This is a genomic window from Pseudomonas brassicacearum subsp. neoaurantiaca, from assembly GCF_013608025.1.
Lineage (GTDB): Bacteria > Pseudomonadota > Gammaproteobacteria > Pseudomonadales > Pseudomonadaceae > Aquipseudomonas.
In genome coordinates, this window is record NZ_VDLV01000041.1 from 38,963 (window position 1) to 57,257 (window position 18,295).

Below are 18,295 nucleotides of genomic sequence, written 5' to 3' on the forward strand. Positions count from 1 at the left end.
GGCGTCAGGTCAGTCGACGAAGATATTGAACGTGCTGGCCTCTTCGCGAGCAAGCTCGCTCCCACATGGGGGCTGTGGTGTGCACGAATTTTGTGGCTACTGAAAATCCGAATGTGGGAGCGAGCTTGCTCGCGATAGCATCAGGTCAGTCGACGAAGATATTGAACGGGCCGGCCTCTTCGCGAGCAGGCTCGCTCCCACATGGGGGCTGTGGTGTGCACGAATTTTGTGGTTGCTGAATACCCGAATGTGGGAGCGAACCTGCTCGCGAAGGCGTCAGGTCAGTCAATGAAGATAATGAATGTGCCGGCCTTTTCGCGAGCAAGCTCGCTCCCACATGGGGGCTGTGGTGTGCACGAATTTTGTGGTTGCTGAATACCCGAATGTGGGAGCGAGCCTGCTCGCGAAGGCGTCAGGCCAGTCAATGAAGATAATGAATGTGCCGGCCTCTTCGTGAGCAAGCTCGCTCCCACATGGGGGCTGTGGTGTGCACGAATTTTGTGGTTGCTGAATACCCGAATGTGGGAGCGAGCCTGCTCGCGAAGGCGGCATTAAAGTCGATAAGGATGCTGGATGTGCGGTCTCTTCATGAGCAGGAACCATAAGCCGCCGTTACCAAAGAAACGGATACACACACCCGCTCAATGAGACCACTTCGCAGCCCAACGAAACAGCGAAAACTTCAAGCCCCGCCGCTCCTGATCGCAAGAATCCAAACCCAACGATTCACCCGCCAGGGCGCCCATCAATTGCGGCAAGAGAAAACTGCTCTCACGCTCCGACCCCATAGCCGCAGGAGCATCAGGCCAAACATCGTCGGCGCTGCAAGAAAGAATCTCAATCATGGGAACCTCCGATCAAATGAAGACCATCGCGAAGGCCCAAGGAAGGCCCATCACCCTGAAACCAGTGTCACCGCCAAGCTTTTCCAAGAGAATCCCCAGAATCATCAGGGCTGGATTTCATGGCATGAAACAATCACAAAAAAAGCCCGGCCACACCAACGTGCCCCGGGCTTTGCGAAGCGCAGGATCAAGCCGGTTGCTTAAGCGTGTCGTACGCCTCCAGCGACCGCAGCGAATAGATATAGGCAGCGCCCGCATTCAACGAAATCGCGGTTGCCAGGGCGGCGGCCACTTCCTCGCGGCTGGCGCCGGCCTTGATGGCGGCGTCCGTATGGACCCCGATGCAACCGTCGCAGTGGGTGGTGATCGCGACCGCCAGGGAGATCAGCTCGCGAGTCTTGGCGTCGAGTACGTTGTTTTCGCTGGCGGCTTCGCCAAGGGCCATATAGGCCTTGACCATTTTCGGGTTGCTGCGGCCCAGGGCACCAAAGGCTTTCTGGATGGTAGGCAACAATTCGGACCAGTTATTGAACATGGCATTAACTCCTGAGTGGGTTGGGTGTACTGTTTCAACGCCCTCAGTTTTCCACTTGGGTGCGGGTCTGGTTTGTTCGATCCGCTCAGCTTTTGTCGCGAAACGCTCAAATGAATGCCATCGATAAACTCATCAGCCTCGCCAACGTACGCGGCAGCCTGGACCTACGTTGCCAGTTTCAAGGCGACTGGGCCTTGAACCACGAACAGGAAACACTCGGGCACGCGCCCTACCACATCGTGCTGGCGGGAGAATGCCGCGTGGAGTTTCCCGATGGCCAACGCTTGCCCATGCGTGCCGGCGACATTCTGTTGTTGCCTCGCGGCGCCCGGCACGTCATGCACAGTTCCGGAAAAACCGTAGCGCCGACCTCGCCGAAGATCATCAGCGGCGGCACACTGCCGATCCATCGCATCGGCGCTGCCAGCCCGGAACTGGACATGCTCTGCGGTGGATTCCACTTCAATCGCGCCTCCCTGCTGTTCGCGTCCTTGCCTGAATACCTGGTGATCCCCAGCGGTGCGCTGCCAGCCAACGGACCGTTGCCGGCTCTGGTCGATGTCATTCGTGCCGAAGCGGACGCGAACAAAGTCGGCGCGCGCTTCCTCCTCGATGCGCTGTCCCAGGCACTGTTCACCTTGATCCTTCGGGCCCACCTGGCAAACCACGGCCAGGACAGCGGATCGCTGGCGCTGCTGGGCGATAAACGCCTAGGCCGCGCCTGGCAATCCATGTTGGACGACCCGGCCCATGAATGGACCGTTCAAAGCCTGGCGGACCTGGCGAGCATGTCCCGGGCCAACTTCATGCGGGCATTCGTGAAAGTGGCGGGCGTCTCGCCATGGGTGCTGCTGACCCAGGTGCGCATGGAGCTGGCGTTCAGCCTGCTGAGCCATTCACATCTGGGCTTGAGCGATATTGCCGTGCAGGTCGGCTACCAATCCCAGGCGGCGTTCAGCAAGAAATTCAAGGAAATCTATGGCGAGGCGCCGGGGCGCGTGAGACGGGCAATTTAGTCAGCCTGCATCGCAGGGTGTTCGCGCAGGTGCTCGACCATGTAATCGACAAAGCTGCGTGCACGCATCGACGCCTCGCGCCTTTGCCGATACACCACGTGGACCGGCAGCGAAGGCGGTTCAAAAGGTTGCAGGACCCGTCGCAGATGCCCGTTGCTCAAATAATCGTAGAGCGGATAGCTCAAGCAACGCGTCAATCCAGCGCCTTGGATCGCCGCCGCAATGGCGCCCTGCAGCGTGGCGCAACTGAGCCGCGTACGCGCCTTGATACAGTCAGGCTCACCCTGGCGCTGGAACGACCACTGAACCTTGTCCTGGTAGGCATGCGTGGCGATCAGCCGATGTCGATGAAGATCCTCCGGCACGACGGGCTCCCCATAATTTTCAAGGTAGGTGGGGCTGCCGCAGACAATCGAACGAACGCTGCCGACAGGTCGAGCGATCAGCGAGGAATTGGGCAGACGCCCCACCAGCACCGCCACGTCCACCCCCTCCTCATTGAGGTTCGCGAACCGGTCATGAAAGTGGGCGAAGACCTTGATGTCGGGGTACAGGTCCATGTAGCCGACCAGCAACGGCGCCATGACGTAGCGACTGAACAGCAACGGCAGCAGGACCGTCAGATTACCCTGCGCTTGCACATGCATGCCCCGGGCGGAGGCCTCCGCCTCGTCGATGCCCTTGAGGATCCGCGAGCAGTCAGTCATGAACGCCATGCCGGCGTCCGTCAGCACGACTCCACGGGTGCTGCGCGACAACAGTTGCACGCCCAGGCGCGCCTCCAGCCTGGCCATGGCGCGCATCAGCGTAGGGCCCGACACGTTGAGGCGGCAGGCAGCCGAAGCCAGGCTGGGACACTGCGACAGCGCATGGAACATCAGCATTTCATGGTAGCGCCCCATCAGCCGACGCCTGCACCGAAAGCCTTGAGGGTGGCATCGCCGCGCAGCCGATCGGCAAGAAAATCCACGAAGGTGCGCACCTTGGCCGGTATTCGATTGTTCTTTTGATACACCACATGAATGGGCAAGGCCGGCAGCTCGTAGTCGCGCAGCACCACTTCCAGCTCGCCATCCACCACTTGCCTGGCGACCTGATAGGACAATACCCGCGTGACGGCCCAGCCCAGGCAGGCAATGTTGATCGCGGCCTGGTTCGCGGTGACCACCAGGCGTGGGTTGGCCCGGACACTGAGCGGTTTCGAACCGTCCATGAATTGCCATTCGCTCAGCAAATGGCTGGCCGAGGACATGACGATATTGGCCTCGCTCAATTCCGTTGGATGACCGGGCCGCCCGTGCCGCTGGAAATACGCGGGCGCGCCGCAGATAACCTGGCGTACCTCGCCGACCTTGATGGCCTGCTGGTTGTTGTCCTGCAAATGACCAATCCGGATCGCCACGTCGATGCCCTCGTCGGCAATATTGACCACGCGATCGACCAGCAAGGCGTTGAGTTGCACGGCGGGAAATTGATCCAGGTAGTCCGTCAGCAACGGCGCGATGTACAACTCGCCAAACAGCACCGGCGCGGTGACAGTCAGGTAGCCACACGGGACCGAGTAACTGCCGGCGGCCGCTTCCTCGGCTTCATCGAGTTCGCCCAGGATGCGTCGGCAATCTTCCAGATAACGTTGCCCCGCTTCGGTCAGGTGGACGTTGCGGGTGGTGCGGGACAGCAATTGGGTGCCGATCCGTTCTTCCATCGCAGCGATGGCGCGCGTCACGCTCGGCGGTGAAATGCGCAGTTGCCGCGCGGCGGCGGCAAAGCCTTCCTGCTCCGCGACGGCAATAAAAACCTGCATTTCCTGAAAGCGATCCATGGGCGCCCCGACCTGGGTGAGGAAGACGTGGAAAAATGGCCGCACGACGCTCGCCGCAAGATGACCCCGGGCAAGCGTCCACGGTGCGGATCAAGCCTGTTGCAAGCCCTTGGCGGTGCGCTGCATGCCCACGAACCTTGGCAAGGCTTCGATGCTGCCCAACCATGCGCGGACGTTCGGGTAATCGGTCAGCGCGACGTTGCCCTCGGGTGCATGGGAGACATAGGTGTAGGCGGCAACATCGGCGATGGTCGGTTGTTCACCGGCAAGGAACGGGCTTCGCTTCAACTCGTCTTCCATTACCTCCAACAGCGCATGGGAACGCTTGATCGTGTCTTCCGGGTCGTAACCTGCGCCGAACACCGTAATCAAGCGGGCGTTGGCCGGCCCTTGGTTGATCTGGCCCGCCGCGACCGATAGCCAGCGCTGGACGCGCGCCTGGCCAACCGGATCGCTCGGCAGCCACTGCCCCTCGCCGTACTTGGCCGCCAGGTAGACCAGGATGGCGTTCGAGTCGGCCAGGACAGTGCCGTTGTCATCGATCACCGGCACTTGGCCAAAACGGTTGATGGCCAGGAATTCGGGGGTCTTGTGCTCGCCTTTCATCAGGTCCACGAATACCAGCTCGGTCGGCAGGCCGAGCAGCGACAGCATCAGTTCTACGCGGTGGGCGTGGCCGGACAACGGATGGCGATAAAGTTTGATCGCGTGCTGAGACATGACGTACTCCGTGTTGTTTTGGATCGAAGCGGTGATCGCGTCGATGGCGCTATCCTCTGCTCTTGGTCCGAACAGCGGAATAACCAGCTTTTACAATCCAGCATTTCATCCGCTGTAACAGTGCGCGGATGAAATGCCGGCGTATCAGGCCTCCAGCACCAAAGGCTCGCTGCCCTGGGCCGGTACCGCGCAACAGATCAGCACTTCGCCCTCGGCGACGGGCTCGGCGGGTTGGGTCAGGTAATGCACCTGGCCTTGGGTCATGCGAGTTTTGCAGGTGCCGCAGGAACCGCCACGGCAGCTGAATTCCGGGTTCAGGCCGCGGGCCTCGGCCAACTCCAGCAACGTCCCGCTGCCCGGTTCCCAGCGCGCCTCCTTGGCTGAGCTGGAGAACAGCACTTTCACCGCCTCACTCGCCGCCGGCACCTGTTCGGCGGCCGGTACGCTGATCTCTATGTCGCGCACCAGCGTGGACGGGCCGAAGGTTTCCGCGTGAATGCGATCGTCCGGAATGCGCAGCTTGCGCAGGCCGTCATACAACGCCTGGGTAAAGGTGCCCGGGCCGCATAAGTAATAATCGTAGTCGTCCAAGGGCAAGAGTTGCTTGAGCAATGCCACATCGATTCGACCAGCCACGTCATAGCCCTGCCCAGCCTTGCCGTCGGTGGGCGGTTGGCTGACCAGGCGCAGCACCCTCAGCTTGTCACCGGCGCGCGCCACCAGTTCATCGATTTCTTCGCGAAAGGCCAGATCGGCCATATGACGGACACTCTGCACCAGCCAGACCGGGCGCATGCGGCTGATGCGTTTCCCTTGGTAGACAACCTCGCGCAGCATCGACAACAGCGGCGTGATGCCGACCCCCGCCGCCAGCAGCACCAATGGGCGGCGCTCGGTGGGATCCACGGTGAAATGCCCTTGCGGCGCCCGAGCTTCGATGTCGTGGCTCGCCTGGATCTGCTCATGCAGATGCGACGACACCACGCCATCGCGCTTGACACTGATGCGCAGGAAATCGTCCGATGGCGCGCTGGACACGCTGTAGGTGCGGATCGACGGCACATCCTGTCCTTCCAGCAACACCCGCACGGGCAGATGCTGCCCGGCTTCGAACCGGGGCAAGCCGGCACCGTCGGTGGTTTGCAGATAGAACGACCGGATATTGTGGCTCTCGTCCACCACGCGGGTGACCTGCAGCGCACGCCAGTGCGTGCGCAGCGCTTCAGCCTGCAAGCGCTCGGCGGTCTGCTCCCAGCTTCCGGTCATCAGTGAATTGGGCGAGTCGCCCTCGGCCTGGTCTTTCCAGCGCAACGGTATCGCCGCCGGACGGTAGACAATGCGCTGCGGAGTAAACCGCAACAGCCGCTCGGCGCCCTGGAACGCGGCGATCTGCGGGTCGTCCAGCAACACCTGCGCCGAACCGCTCATTTGCAGCAAGGCGCCGGTCTGGAAATCCACGAAGACCAAGCCCGCTCGAGGGTTCAGCAGGATATTGCCGAGGGTGTTGAAGAACAGGTTTCCGGAAAAATCCGGGATGGTCAGCGTCCCGTCCTCGTCCATGCGCACAAAACCGGGCTTGCCGCCACGATGGGAAGCATCGACCTGGCGCTCGCCGTCGCGTACCACGTAGGTGGCTACATAGAACGAATCAGACGTTGTGACCAGACGACGAACCAGCGGATCCGCCACCGCCAGTTCACGGGACACGGCTGGCAGCTCATCGACGAAGCTGTACTGCCTCAGATTGATATAACGCGGGCAGTTGCCATAGGCCTGGCTGACCGAAATTTCCAGCCCTTGGTCAAGCCGGCGGCGCACCACGCCATTCATGCGATTACGCCGACGAGTGTGCAACTCGATACCCAGCATCCCGATGGCATCGCCCTCGCCCATGCCTGCCTGGGCCGGGTCCTCGGGCTGCGGATCGAAATGGATCTGCAGCGTTTCAGGATCCGGTGAATTCATGAAGCCCGGCTGCCCGGTGCGCAGGGTCGCCCAGACATCACCCTGACGATCGACCGCACCCAGCACCACGAATGGCAGTTGCGCGTAGAACTCACGGTGCTGGTCCGGCATCCAGGTCCGCGCCAGTTGCCGCTGGCCGACTCCGGCCATCATTTCCATCGCCCCGACGGAGCGCTGCAAGGTCAACTCACCTTCATGCCAGGGCGAAGGTTGTGCTTTGGTGGCTTCGTTCATCAGCTACTCCTTGCGCCCCCGGGCTTTGCAACGGGGTCAGTGCGCTGTGGTCAGGGAGGTCCATCACACCGTTGGCGAACGGTGTGCGCGGTGGAGCCATCTTCTGCCCAAAGCGTCGGCGCAGGAATACGCACGGATTGAAATCCACTGTTTCATGAAATGGAATGACCTGCTGCGAAAGGACGGGCTCCTGCTCGGCGCCCGTCCCAGATGCAGCAATCAGCTGACCACTTCAGCCAACCCAACCAATCGCTGTCTTGGGTATCACTTCCGACTCGTCGAGCTTGGAGGCAAACATACTCACCGCCTCCAGCGCATCGGTAGTCCCGGCCCTGATCTGGACGATGACCGATCCCGCCTGGTCTGCCAGGGTAACGCCGCGCAGCGCGCCCTCGTGGGTCACGCTCATGCTGGCCACCGCATCGCGGGTCTCGGAGAGGATCATGCCGATCATCTCGGCGATTTCCGAGGTCGAGCGGCTAGTGCGCCCGGCCAGTTGCCGGACTTCATCGGCCACCACTGCAAAACCCCTACCCTGGTCGCCCGCCCGCGCCGCCTCGATGGCGGCGTTGAGCGCCAGCAGGTTGGTCTGGTCGGCGATGCCGCGGATGGTATTGACGATGGCGGTGATCTCTTCCGAACGCGCGCCGAGTTGCCCGACCAGGCGCGCGGAGGCGCCGATGTTTTCGGCAATCTGGCGCATTTCCTTGGCGGTTTGCTGGATTACCTGGGCGCCCTGTTCGGCGACGCGTTCCGTCTCCGAAGAAATATGGTACGCACGGGAAGCACCACGTGAATCCTCTTCGAATTTCTCTACCCGTTCGGTGATGTCACTGGCGAACTTGACGACCTTGCTCAGTTTGCCTTCGGCGTCGTAGACCGGGTTATAGCTGGCCTCCAACCAAACTACCTTGCCGTGTTTGCCGAGGCGTTTGAATTGACCGCTGAAGAACTCGCCGGCATTGAGACGCCGCCAGAAGTCGTTGTATTCCGAACTGTTGACCAGGCTCGCTTCGCAAAACAGTCGGTGATGCTTGCCTTTGATCTCCGCCAGCGAGTAATTCATCGTCCGCAGGAAGTTTTCATTAGCGGTGATGATGTTGCCGCCCAAATCAAACTCGATCACCGCCATGGCCCGATCCAGAGCCGCCAGCCGGCCACGAATTTCCGCATCGCTGGCCACCCGAGCGGTGACGTCCAGTGCGTACTTGACCACTTTCACGACCTTGCCCTGCTCATCCAGGACGGGGTTGTAACTGGCCTCCAGCCAGACATGACGGCCTTGGCCGCTGATCCGCTGGAACGTTCCGGAAACGAATTGACCGGCACGCAGCCGGTCCCAGAACTCACGGTATTCGGCACTGCCGACTAACGCAGGGGCACAGAAATTGCGGTGGGACAAGCCCGCCAATTGATCTTCGCGATAACCCATGGTGTTGAGAAAGTTCTGGTTGGCCCGAAGCACTTTTCCATCCGGGCTGAACTCGATCACGGCCATGGACCGCTCCAACGCACCGACCAATCCTTTATAACTTGCCAAGTCGGCCGTCCTGGCCGTCAGTTCATTTTTTAGTGTTGTGTTAAACATGACGTACCCTCGACGAACCCAGGAAATTCACCGGACCTCAGATGGCTATCGGCGAATAATCCAAGGGCTGAACCGGTTCGAAGGAATTATCTTTTGACGTCAACAAAGCCTATATCCATATATTTAAGGAATTATCGCCAAAGGAAATATAACGACTGTGGTTTAGCCTGTAATTGCCACTGCCCTTGTCTGCCTGACAGAGCGCCCATAGATTAGAGTCCATGCCTCGACGCGAGCCATGGCGCACCTGTGCCATGGCGTCGCCCCAGGATCAATGCATTCAACGATAAGGTACGTTTCATGAGCCAAGCGTCTTACGTTCCGCCCAAAGTCTGGAAACACGAGGCCCCTTCGGGTGGCCAGTTCGCCAGCATCAACCGGCCTGTCGCCGGGCCAACCCATGAAAAGCCATTGCCGGTGGGCAAGCACCCGCTGCAGCTCTATTCATTGGCAACGCCCAATGGCGTGAAAATCACGATCATGCTCGAAGAGTTGCTGGCCCTCGGGCACGCTGGTGCGGAATACGACGCCTGGCTGATTCGCATCGGCGAAGGCGACCAGTTCTCCAGCGGCTTTGTCGAGGTCAATCCGAACTCCAAGATCCCGGCCCTGCTGGACCGCAGCGTCGAGCCGCCGCTCCGTGTGTTCGAGTCCGGTTCGATCCTGCTGTATCTCGCGGAAAAATTCGCCGCGTTGCTGCCCAGCGATCCGGCCGGCCGTACTGAAACCCTCAACTGGCTGTTCTGGCAGATGGGCTCGGCGCCTTACCTGGGCGGCGGTTTTGGCCACTTCTACGCCTACGCGCCAGAAAAAATGGAATACCCGATCAACCGCTTCACCATGGAAGCCAAGCGCCAACTGGATGTGCTGGACCGTCGCCTGGCTGAAAACCGCTACCTGGCCGGCGACCAGTACACCATTGCCGATATCGCGGTCTGGCCGTGGTACGGCCAACTGGTGCGGAACAACGTGTACTCGGCGGCCGAGTTCCTGTCGGCCCACGAATACACCCACGTGCAACGCTGGGCCGAGGAAATCGCCAATCGGCCTGCGGTCAAGCGAGGGCAACGTGTCAACCGGACCTGGGGCGATGAGGCGAGCCAAGTGCCGGAGCGGCATCAGGCGGAGGATCTGGAGTAGCGATGACCTGACGCGTCGTCATCGGCTACCCCAACTGTTTCACTTCAAGCCATTGGAGAGGAATTGCTGCAGGCGCTCGCTGCGCGGCTTGTCGAGGATCTCGGCCCCGCCCTGCTCCTCGACGTGGCCTTGGTGGAGAAACAGCAACTGGCTCGATACCTTGCGGGCGAAGCTCATTTCATGCGTCACCATGATCATGGTCCGACCTTCCTCCGCGAGTCCCTGGATGACCTTGAGCACCTCTCCCACCAACTCGGGATCCAGCGCCGAGGTCGGCTCGTCGAAGAGCATGACTTCGGGCTCCATTGCCAGCGCCCGGGCAATGGCGACCCGCTGCTGCTGGCCACCCGACAGAAAGGCTGGAAACTGCTCGGCCACACGCACCGGCAGCCCGACCTTATCCAGGTAATGCCTGGCCCGCTCCTCCGCTTCTTTCTTACCGACACCCAACACCCGTCGCGGCGCAAGGCTGATGTTGTCGAGCACCGTCATGTGCCCCCACAGATTGAAATGCTGGAACACCATCGCCAAGCGCGTGCGCAGGCGCTGCAACTCACTGGCATCGGCCACGCGCAGCCCCAGATGATCCTTGACCATGCGAATCGGCTGGCCGTCCAGGCTCATGGCGCCATCGTTGGGGGTTTCGAGAAAATTGATACAGCGCAGGAAGGTACTTTTACCGGAGCCGCTGGCGCCGATCAGGCTGATGACATCGCCGGTACTGGCTTTGAGCGACACGCCCTTGAGCACTTCGTGGTTGCCGTAGCTTTTATGCAGGTCTTCAACGGTCAATTTGTACATGTCGCAATCTTCTTCTTTAAGCGGATCGGGATGGGCAAGGTTCGGGCAGGCGCGGCTAATGAGCCGGGCCAAGGAAAGCCAGCCAGCGGCGCTCGGCGAGGCGGAACAGGCCGACGAGTGCGAACGTCACCGCCAGGTAGATCAGCGCTGCGATGCCAAACGATTGGAAGGTCAGGAAGGTCGCAGAGTTGGCGTCCCGGGCCACTTTCAAGATGTCCGGTACCGTCGCGGTGAAGGCCACCGTCGTGGAATGCAGCATCAGGATGACTTCATTGCTGTAGTACGGCAGCGAACGGCGCAGCGCGGAAGGCATGATCACGAAGGCGTAAAGCCTCCAACCGGACAGGCCATAGGCTTTGGCCGCCTCGACTTCTCCGTGGGCCATGCTGCGAATGGCTCCGGCGAAAATCTCCGTGGTGTAGGCGCAGGTGTTAAGGGCAAACGCCAGGATGGTGCAGTTCATCGCATCGCGAAAGAACGCATCCAACAACGGCTGCGCCCGTACCGCCGCCAGGCTGTAGATGCCGGTGTAACAGATCAACAGTTGGATATAGAGCGGCGTCCCGCGAAACAGATACGTGTAGAACTGCACCGGCCAACGCACCAGGCCACGGGACGAAACCCGGGCAATGGACAACGGGATCGACACGATGAACCCCACGAGAAGGGAGGCGCTGAGCAGCCACAGTGTCATCGCCAGGCCTGTGATCTGCTGCCCATCGCTGTAGAAAAACGGCTCCCCGTACATCTTCAGAAGTTCGATCATCGCACGGCCTCCCGGCAACCCGTTGCGTAACGCCGTTCCAAGTGACGCAGGACAACGTTGGAAACGCTGGTGATCACCAGATAAGCCAACGCCGCGAGCACCAGGAAAAAGAACAGCTGATAGGTACTCTTGCCCGCGTCTTGGGCGGCCTTTACCAAGTCAGCCAGGCCGATGATCGAGACCAGCGCAGTGGCCTTGAGGATGACCATCCAGTTGTTGCCCAGCCCTGGCAGGGCAAAGCGCATCATTTGCGGAAAAACCACCAGGCGAAAGCGCTGTGCCCGGCTCAACCCATAAGCGGTGGCGGCTTCCAATTGCCCGCGGGGAACGGCGAGCATCGCGCCGCGAAAGGTCTCGGTGAAATAGGCGCCGTAGATGAATCCGAGGGTGAGAATCCCGGCCGCGAACGGGTTGATTTCGATGTACTCCCAACCCAGCGCGACCGTGATCATCGTCAGCCAGGTTTGCAGGCTGTAGAAAATCAACAGCATCAGCACCAGGTCCGGTACGCCGCGAATGAGCGTGGTGTAGAGCTGCGCCGGCATGCGAAGCCATTGCTTGCCGGAGAGCTTGGCGCTGGCCCCGGCAAGCCCCAGCAGCACGCTGAGCAGCAACGAAGCGACGGACAGTTTGACGGTCATCCAGGCACCGTTCAGCAACAGCGGCCCGAAGCCCTTGAGGCTGAACCCTGCGAGCCCCAGCGCGTTTGATAATGTGTCGATCATTGTCAGCAACCTCAGGCGAAAAGACGCCCATCCCCGCGGACGAGCGTCGGAGGGTCATTTGCCGCTGTAGAGATTCAGATCGCCAAAATATTGCTTCTGGATCGAATCGTAGGTGCCATCGTCATGGAGCGCCTGGATGGCCTTGTTCAGCAAGACCTTCAACTCGGCGTTGCCCTTGGCAATGCCGATGGCGGTCTTGGCCGGCAGGTAGGGGCTGTCCACGGTGTTGCTGAGTTCATAACCGGCGCTTTGTGGCGACGCCATGAAACCCAGTTTCGCTTGCAGCGTGTCCTGGATGGAGGCGTCCAGGCGCCCCGCCACCAAGTCGTAATAAACCTGATCCTGATTCTGATAGGACTGGGTTTTCACACCCGCCTTCTCCAGGACGGATTTTGCGTAGGCTTCCTGGATGCTGCCCTGGAAATAACCGACGGTCTTGCCTTTGAGCGAAGCCACCTCCTCGCTCAGCCCAGAACCTTTCTTGAACACGTAGGAGGTTGGACCGGAAAAGAGTTCGTCAGAGAAATCGATGGCTTTTTCTCGGGTTGGGGTCACGGTCATGGACGACAGAATGCCATCGAACTTGCCGGCCTTCAGGCCTGGAATAAGACCGTCGAAATCGCTCTCGACCCAGACGCACTTGACTTGCAGCCGGGCGCAAATGGCGTTGCCCAGGTCGATATCAAAGCCTTTGGGGCTGCCATCGGCCGCTTTGGATTCGAAGGGCGCGTAGTTGGCATCGACACCAAAGCGCAGCGTCGTGTAGTCCTTGGCCGAGGCCACGCCCACAGATAAAGGTAAGAGCATGACCATGCACAACTTTCTTAACGAAATCATAAGTACTTCCCTAACTATTGTAATTGGATTAAGGGCAATCGATGTCTGGCGCTGTTATTCCACGAACACAACGACCTCGACTTAAACATTACCGGAGCGTCGTTATTTTACGAATATGGCAAAGTGAACGATATTACGAGCAGACTGCTCGCCTTTCAGGCCGAGACCAACTTCATCATCAACAGACCACTGACAATCAACACCGCAGCCACGACACGCGCCAGGCTGGCCGGTTCGTCCAGGAAAACGATGCCGACCGCGAACGCTCCCACCGCGCCAATGCCGGTCCAGATGGTGTAGGCGGTGCCGAGCGGCAAGCTTTTCATCGAATAGGAAAGCAAGGCGAAACTGGCAACCACCGTTATCAGGGTAATCACCGTCGGGCCGACCCGAGTCAATCCATCGGACTGTTTCATAGAAAAGGCCCAGACCACTTCAAGCAGTCCCGCGATTATTAAACTTAACCAAGCCACAATCCAACTCCGTTAAATATTCAGGCAATTATCCAGGGGCACTCAGAAGTAACTGAATGAGATAACTGCCAGCAATTTTGTTAAAAGAACCCCCGCTGGTACGGGGGCAAAGACGGGTTGACCAAACCCTGTTGCGCGACCTGATTAACTAACTTAGTTGAAGGTTTCATCCAACGCGGCGGTGATGTCGCTGATCAGATCTTCGGGATCTTCCAGACCAACCGAAAAGCGCAAATGACCGTACTGGCGAAACTCTTCTGGGTACTTGTCGAAACCACCCCGGCCCTCCGCGCCGACGTGCACGATCAGCGACTCATCATGCCCCAGCGATACGGCTGACGTGATGATGCGCAGGTTCGAGACAAAGCGGTTTTGCATGTCCGGATCGCCTTTCACCGCAAACGCCATCATGGCGCCGTAGCCCTTGCCGGCGAACTGTCGGCGCGCCAATTCATGCTGGGGATGAGACGCCAGCCCGGGGTAATAGACGTAGGCGATGCGATCATCGGAATCAAGAAATTCAGCGACCTTCTCGGCGTTGCTCAGCAGCTGCTTCAAGCGTAGCGGCAGCGTGACCGAGCCGCGCATGATCATCCAGGCGTTGAACGGCGAAATCGTCGCGCCGAGGTCGACCAGCGCATCGTTCTTGATCTTGTCGATCATCTGCTGGCTGCCGATGACCACGCCACCCATGGCATCGCCGTGGCCGTTGATGTACTTGGTCAACGAATGCACGACGAAATCGACGCCCTGCTGGCTGGCGCGGAAGAATGGCGGCGGCGTGAAGGTCGCATCCACGCTGATCAACGCGCCATGGGCATGGGCGATGTCGGCCAGCGCTGCGATGTCCGCCACCTTGGTGGTCGGGTTGGCGATCACTTCGGTGTGGATCAGCCGGGTATTGGGCCGCAAGGCTTGGCGCACCGAATCCAGGTCGCCCACGTCGACGAACGTCGCTTCGATGCCGTAGCGCTCAGGCAGCAGTTCCGCAAAAAGCCGCCAAACCGCCTGATAGGTGATATCGCTGACGATGACGTGATCACCGCTTTTCAGGAATGAGAAAAACACCGAATGCAACGCCGCTACGCCGGTGGCGAATACCACCGCCGCTTCGCAGCCTTCGAGTGCGGCGAGTTTTTTCTCCAGGCACACCTGGTTATGACCTTGGTTGCGCGTGTACACCAGCCCGTCCGGACTCGACCAGTCCATGGTGGCCGGGTCTTCAGGCAGCAGATAAGAATTGGCCATCACCAGGGGCGTGCGAACCGCGCCACTGGTGGCGTCGGCAACGTTGCCGCCGTGCACCGCCAGGGTGGCGGCAGACAGCGAGGACAGGTTCTTTTTATCAGGACGCATCGGTATTTCCTCAGAAGGATGTTGTTGTCTTGCCGGGTGAAATCGCGCTTGCACCGGTGCCCGTGTGGTTAAGGCAGACGACCTTGGGCTGGGTCATTTCCTCATAGGCAAAACGCACACCTTCGCGGCCCATGCTGCCGTATTTGAAGCCGCCGAAAGGCATGGCGTCGAACCGAAAATCCGACGAATCGTTGATCATCACGCCGCCCGCCTCCAGCCGTTTGGCGGCGCTCAGGGCGACGTTCAGATTGCAGGTGAAAATGCCGGCATGCAGGCTGTATTGCGGCTCGTTGGCCAATGCCAGCGCCTCATCCAGGGAGCCCACCGATTGCAGCATCACGACCGGACTGAAGACTTCTTCGTACCAGAGCGGACAGTCGCATCCGACGTTTTGCAGGATCGTTGGCGAATACAGCGAGCCCACGCGCTCGTTGCCAAGCAACAACGTAGCGCCATGATCAAGCGCTTCGTTGACCAACGCTTCAGCACGCTTGGCCGCCGCTTCGCTGATCATGGGACCGACGTCCGTACGCTCATCCGCGGGATCGCCGAGGACCAGGGCGCGGGTCTTTTCGATGAAGCCTTTCTTGAACGCCTCAAACACCGGCGCCTCGATCAGGATGCGTTGGGTGCCTATGCAATTCTGCCCCGCCGCCCAGAACGCACCCGACACGCAGGCGTCAATGGCAGCGGCAAGGTCGCTGTCGGCCATGACGATTACCGGCGCATTGCCGCCCAAGTCCATTGCCAGCTTCTTCAGGCCGGCGATACGGGAAATCTGCTCACCGGTGACGAAGCCCCCGGTGAACGAAACCATGCGCACCGCGCGGTGCGCGACCAGGGCCTTGCCCAACGCAGCGCCACCTGTCGCAACGCTGACCACGCCGGGCGGCAAGCCGGCGTCGATCAGACAACCCACCAGTTTGATCGCCGACAGCGGCGTCAACTCGGAAGGCTTGAGCACGACCGCGTTGCCACCTGCGATGGCCGGTCCGAGCTTATGGGCCACCAGATTCAGCGGATCGTTATAAGGCGTGATGGCGACAATGACGCCGAGCGGCTCGCGGGTGTACCAGCCCTGGCGGGACTCCGACCCGGCGTAGGCATCGAACGGGATCACCTCGCCGGCATTGCGCCTGGCTTCCTCAGCGGAGAGTTTCAAGGTGTTGATGCAGCGCGAGACTTCCTTCCTTGCTTGCTTCAAGGTTTTCCCGGACTCGGCCACGATAAGCCGGGCAAACGCATCCCTGTCGGCTTCGACACCTGACGCGGTGGCTTCCAATATCCGCGCCCGTTCATGTCGCGGCAGCTCCCTGGCAACCAGGGCCCCCAGCAGTGCCGTGTCAATCAGCGGGGTCGCTGATGAAGCGGGCATGTCCATCACCTCACCCACTGGAGAACCGTCAAAGGGGTTGCTAACAACTATCGCCTTATAATCAGCCGCGAGCGAGAGACTCAAATTATTCATAATGATGGACCTGTTGTTTCAATACCAAACAGGTAACTGCACAGTCAGCCACGGCACGTTCTCGTTGTTATAGTTAGGTACTGACGATGATAATTCCGCCATTGATGTTTACGAAGATGGCAAACAGCGCGTTATTACGAGCAATTTGCTCGCGCATCGGCACACTTCGCTTTTCGGTTTACTTAGTGCAAGACAAGACGAAAGACGTGACGGTATTCAATACACCCGGCAACGCCGAGATCTCGCTCCAGACTTTGTGGATGCGATCCGAATTCAGCGCCTCTACGGTCAAGACGATGTCGAGATCACCGCTCATCACGTTGCAGGACGTGACTTCGGGAATGGTGGCCACTGACCGGACCACCTCGGCATCGCGCATCCGGTCCTTTCGATAGACAAAGACCAGCGCCCTGATAGGCCCTGCTTCCGCCGCCGGCGTGCCCTTGACGATGGTATATCCCCGGATATAACCATCGCGTTCCAATCGCTCGATCCTGAGCCGCACGGCATTGCGCGACAAATTAACCTTCAAGCCAATTTCATTATGGGCAAGCCGTGCATGACGGGTCAGTTCATCCAGTATTTTTTCATCAACTTTATCGAGAACACGTTTCATCGCTGACTCCGGTTTTATAACGAGCGAGACTCCGTGTCTTTGGACAAGTCATCAATAAACTGCACCAGCGCGGCAATATCATTGGGTATTGAAATACAACTGTCGCTGGACAAACGTTGCAGCCCTGCATCACTGATCGATGGATGGGTGGTCGCCAGGCAAATCATTGGAATCAGCAAGCTGCGTCGGCTGACACGCGCCGCACGCAAGCCGATGGCCGTGGGCGGACTGACCAGGTAACCGCTCTGCACGAAAACCTCATGGATGCTGTTGAAGGCATCCGCGTCCTCGACGGCAAGGGAGTCGAACAGCTTGCGTGCCTGCAACCATTCGTCCTGTTCCAGCTGAATTCGCCCATCTTCCTCCAGCCGCTCCATGTTCCTGGCGACCTTGTTCCCGCAACCATTGAGCACGCTCCATTGCAGCCGCTCGAAATTCGACGCCACGGACACGTTCATGCAAGGCGTCTGGGTGGCGCGGATTTCGTTGCGGCGGTAAAGGTTGTTCTGCAGGAATTCGTGCAGGCCCGCGTTGGCGTTGGTTGCCACGATCAGTTGTCTGATGGGCAGGCCCATTTCCTTGGCCACATACCCCGCGTACAGCGCACCGAAGTTGCCGGTGGGCACGCTGAAAGCCACCTCCCGCTTCGGTGCCCCGAGTTGAAGCGCCGAATAGAAAAAGATCGACAGGTGCGCCAGCACCCTTACCCAATTCACCGAGTTGAAGGAAATCAGCGCTTTGCGGGTTCGGTGGTCGCCCTTGAGAAATTTCTCGCACAAGCGGTGGCAATCGGCGTAATCCCCATCGACTTCGATGTTGATGACGTTGGCTTGCCCGGTGCTCAACAAACGCCGTCGATGCGCTTGCGTCATGCCCCGGGACGGGTGCAGCACGATCAGGGTCACGCCTTGCACGCCATTAAAAGCCTGGATGGCCGCCGCACCGGTGTCGCCGCCGGTACAGCCCACCACCAAGACCTCCTTGCCATTCTCCGACAAGCTGTACTCAATCAGACGGGCCATCAGTTGCAGGCCGAAGTCCTGGTAAACGCTGGCGGGCCCGTGAAACAACTCCAACACCCACTCGTTGGTCGCCGTCTGGTAAAGGGGCGCGACTGCCCTGCTCTTGAAGCCGCAATACGCCTGCTCGACGATTCGGGACAACTGCTCTCTAGATATCCAGTCGCCCAGGAAGGGACCGATCACTTGGCAGGCAAGCTCATGGAAAGGCAGCCACTCCAGCCTGGAGAGGGCCTGTTCGGTAAACCGAGGCACCTTGCCAGGAACGAACAATCCGCCATCCGGGGCATACGCGCCCATGAGCACTTCGCTGAACGCGTAGGTCTTGTCGGGTGTCCGCGTGCTGACGTATTTCATGAATGAGACACC

General features: G+C 59.8%; 18 protein-coding genes and 1 pseudogene. 2 read left to right on the forward strand and 17 right to left on the reverse strand.

From position 1 onward, the window contains the following. Window positions 1-641: 641 nt before the first annotated feature. The gene (locus FHK92_RS20445) at window positions 642-845 is read right to left on the reverse strand and encodes a hypothetical protein (RefSeq protein ID WP_181289667.1); all 204 of its coding nucleotides are present in this window, start codon (window positions 843-845) and stop codon (window positions 642-644) included. Window positions 846-1,032: 187 nt separating this feature from the next. After that, window positions 1,033-1,380, reverse strand: coding sequence for a carboxymuconolactone decarboxylase family protein (locus FHK92_RS20450; RefSeq protein ID WP_030140590.1), 348 nt, complete (start codon window positions 1,378-1,380; stop codon window positions 1,033-1,035). Window positions 1,381-1,490: 110 nt separating this feature from the next. On the opposite strand from FHK92_RS20450, the gene FHK92_RS20455 reads away from it, so the two are divergent. Beyond that, window positions 1,491-2,396, forward strand: a complete 906-nt coding sequence (locus tag FHK92_RS20455; protein WP_181289668.1) for an AraC family transcriptional regulator — start codon at window positions 1,491-1,493, stop codon at window positions 2,394-2,396. Here the strand turns inward: FHK92_RS20455 and FHK92_RS20460 are convergent. The 6 genes and pseudogenes from FHK92_RS20460 to FHK92_RS28160 all read right to left on the reverse strand — a co-directional run. Beyond that, complete coding sequence (locus FHK92_RS20460; protein ID WP_181289669.1) at window positions 2,393-3,298, reverse strand: LysR family transcriptional regulator; 906 nt, start codon at window positions 3,296-3,298, stop codon at window positions 2,393-2,395. The genes FHK92_RS20455 and FHK92_RS20460 overlap by 4 nt on opposite strands. Then, on the reverse strand, window positions 3,298-4,218 hold the full coding sequence (locus FHK92_RS20465) for a LysR family transcriptional regulator (protein ID WP_181289670.1): 921 nt from the start codon (window positions 4,216-4,218) through the stop codon (window positions 3,298-3,300). Before FHK92_RS20465 ends, FHK92_RS20460 begins: the two co-directional genes overlap by 1 nt. Window positions 4,219-4,308: 90 nt before the next feature. Beyond that, window positions 4,309-4,938, reverse strand: coding sequence for a glutathione S-transferase family protein (locus tag FHK92_RS20470; RefSeq protein ID WP_181289671.1), 630 nt, complete (start codon window positions 4,936-4,938; stop codon window positions 4,309-4,311). A gap of 144 nt (window positions 4,939-5,082) precedes the next feature. Next, complete coding sequence (locus FHK92_RS20475; protein WP_181289672.1) at window positions 5,083-7,137, reverse strand: 2Fe-2S iron-sulfur cluster-binding protein; 2,055 nt, start codon at window positions 7,135-7,137, stop codon at window positions 5,083-5,085. Window positions 7,138-7,369: 232 nt separating this feature from the next. Further along, window positions 7,370-7,966: a methyl-accepting chemotaxis protein gene (locus tag FHK92_RS28155; RefSeq protein WP_375154619.1), complete on the reverse strand. Its 597-nt coding sequence runs from the start codon at window positions 7,964-7,966 to the stop codon at window positions 7,370-7,372. Continuing rightward, a pseudogene (locus tag FHK92_RS28160) lies at window positions 7,958-8,725 on the reverse strand (PAS domain-containing protein); the annotation flags it as partial. The pseudogene FHK92_RS28160 and the gene FHK92_RS28155, both read right to left, overlap by 9 nt. 300 nt (window positions 8,726-9,025) lie before the next feature. On the opposite strand from FHK92_RS28160, the gene yghU reads away from it, so the two are divergent. Continuing rightward, a complete protein-coding gene (gene yghU / locus FHK92_RS20485) occupies window positions 9,026-9,865 on the forward strand; it encodes a glutathione-dependent disulfide-bond oxidoreductase (protein WP_181289674.1) in 840 nt (279 codons plus the stop codon). Between the two features lie 39 nt (window positions 9,866-9,904). Here yghU and FHK92_RS20490 read toward each other — a convergent pair whose 3' ends face one another. The 9 genes from FHK92_RS20490 to thrC all read right to left on the reverse strand — a co-directional run bounded on the left by FHK92_RS20490 (window position 9,905) and on the right by thrC (window position 18,283). Further along, on the reverse strand, window positions 9,905-10,666 hold the full coding sequence (locus FHK92_RS20490; RefSeq protein ID WP_181289675.1) for an ABC transporter ATP-binding protein: 762 nt from the start codon (window positions 10,664-10,666) through the stop codon (window positions 9,905-9,907). A 55-nt stretch (window positions 10,667-10,721) separates the two neighbouring features. After that, complete coding sequence (locus FHK92_RS20495) at window positions 10,722-11,432, reverse strand: ABC transporter permease (protein ID WP_181289676.1); 711 nt, start codon at window positions 11,430-11,432, stop codon at window positions 10,722-10,724. Continuing rightward, window positions 11,429-12,157, reverse strand: a complete 729-nt coding sequence (locus FHK92_RS20500; RefSeq protein ID WP_181289677.1) for an ABC transporter permease — start codon at window positions 12,155-12,157, stop codon at window positions 11,429-11,431. The genes FHK92_RS20495 and FHK92_RS20500 overlap by 4 nt, the downstream gene beginning before the upstream one ends. Before the next feature lie 54 nt (window positions 12,158-12,211). Beyond that, the gene (locus tag FHK92_RS20505; RefSeq protein WP_181289678.1) at window positions 12,212-12,994 is read right to left on the reverse strand and encodes a transporter substrate-binding domain-containing protein; all 783 of its coding nucleotides are present in this window, start codon (window positions 12,992-12,994) and stop codon (window positions 12,212-12,214) included. 155 nt (window positions 12,995-13,149) lie between these two features. After that, window positions 13,150-13,467 (reverse strand): DMT family transporter, encoded by a 318-nt coding sequence (locus FHK92_RS20510; RefSeq protein ID WP_181289679.1) that lies wholly within the window; start codon window positions 13,465-13,467, stop codon window positions 13,150-13,152. A 153-nt stretch (window positions 13,468-13,620) separates the two neighbouring features. Continuing rightward, a complete protein-coding gene (locus FHK92_RS20515; protein ID WP_181289680.1) occupies window positions 13,621-14,823 on the reverse strand; it encodes a trans-sulfuration enzyme family protein in 1,203 nt (400 codons plus the stop codon). Between the two features lie 10 nt (window positions 14,824-14,833). Beyond that, a complete protein-coding gene (locus tag FHK92_RS20520) occupies window positions 14,834-16,291 on the reverse strand; it encodes an aldehyde dehydrogenase family protein (RefSeq protein WP_181289681.1) in 1,458 nt (485 codons plus the stop codon). A 178-nt stretch (window positions 16,292-16,469) separates the two neighbouring features. Next, window positions 16,470-16,907, reverse strand: a complete 438-nt coding sequence (locus tag FHK92_RS20525; RefSeq protein ID WP_030140575.1) for an Lrp/AsnC family transcriptional regulator — start codon at window positions 16,905-16,907, stop codon at window positions 16,470-16,472. A gap of 14 nt (window positions 16,908-16,921) precedes the next feature. Further along, window positions 16,922-18,283 (reverse strand): threonine synthase, encoded by a 1,362-nt coding sequence (gene thrC, locus FHK92_RS20530; protein ID WP_181289682.1) that lies wholly within the window; start codon window positions 18,281-18,283, stop codon window positions 16,922-16,924. Between the last annotated feature and the right edge of the window lie 12 nt (window positions 18,284-18,295).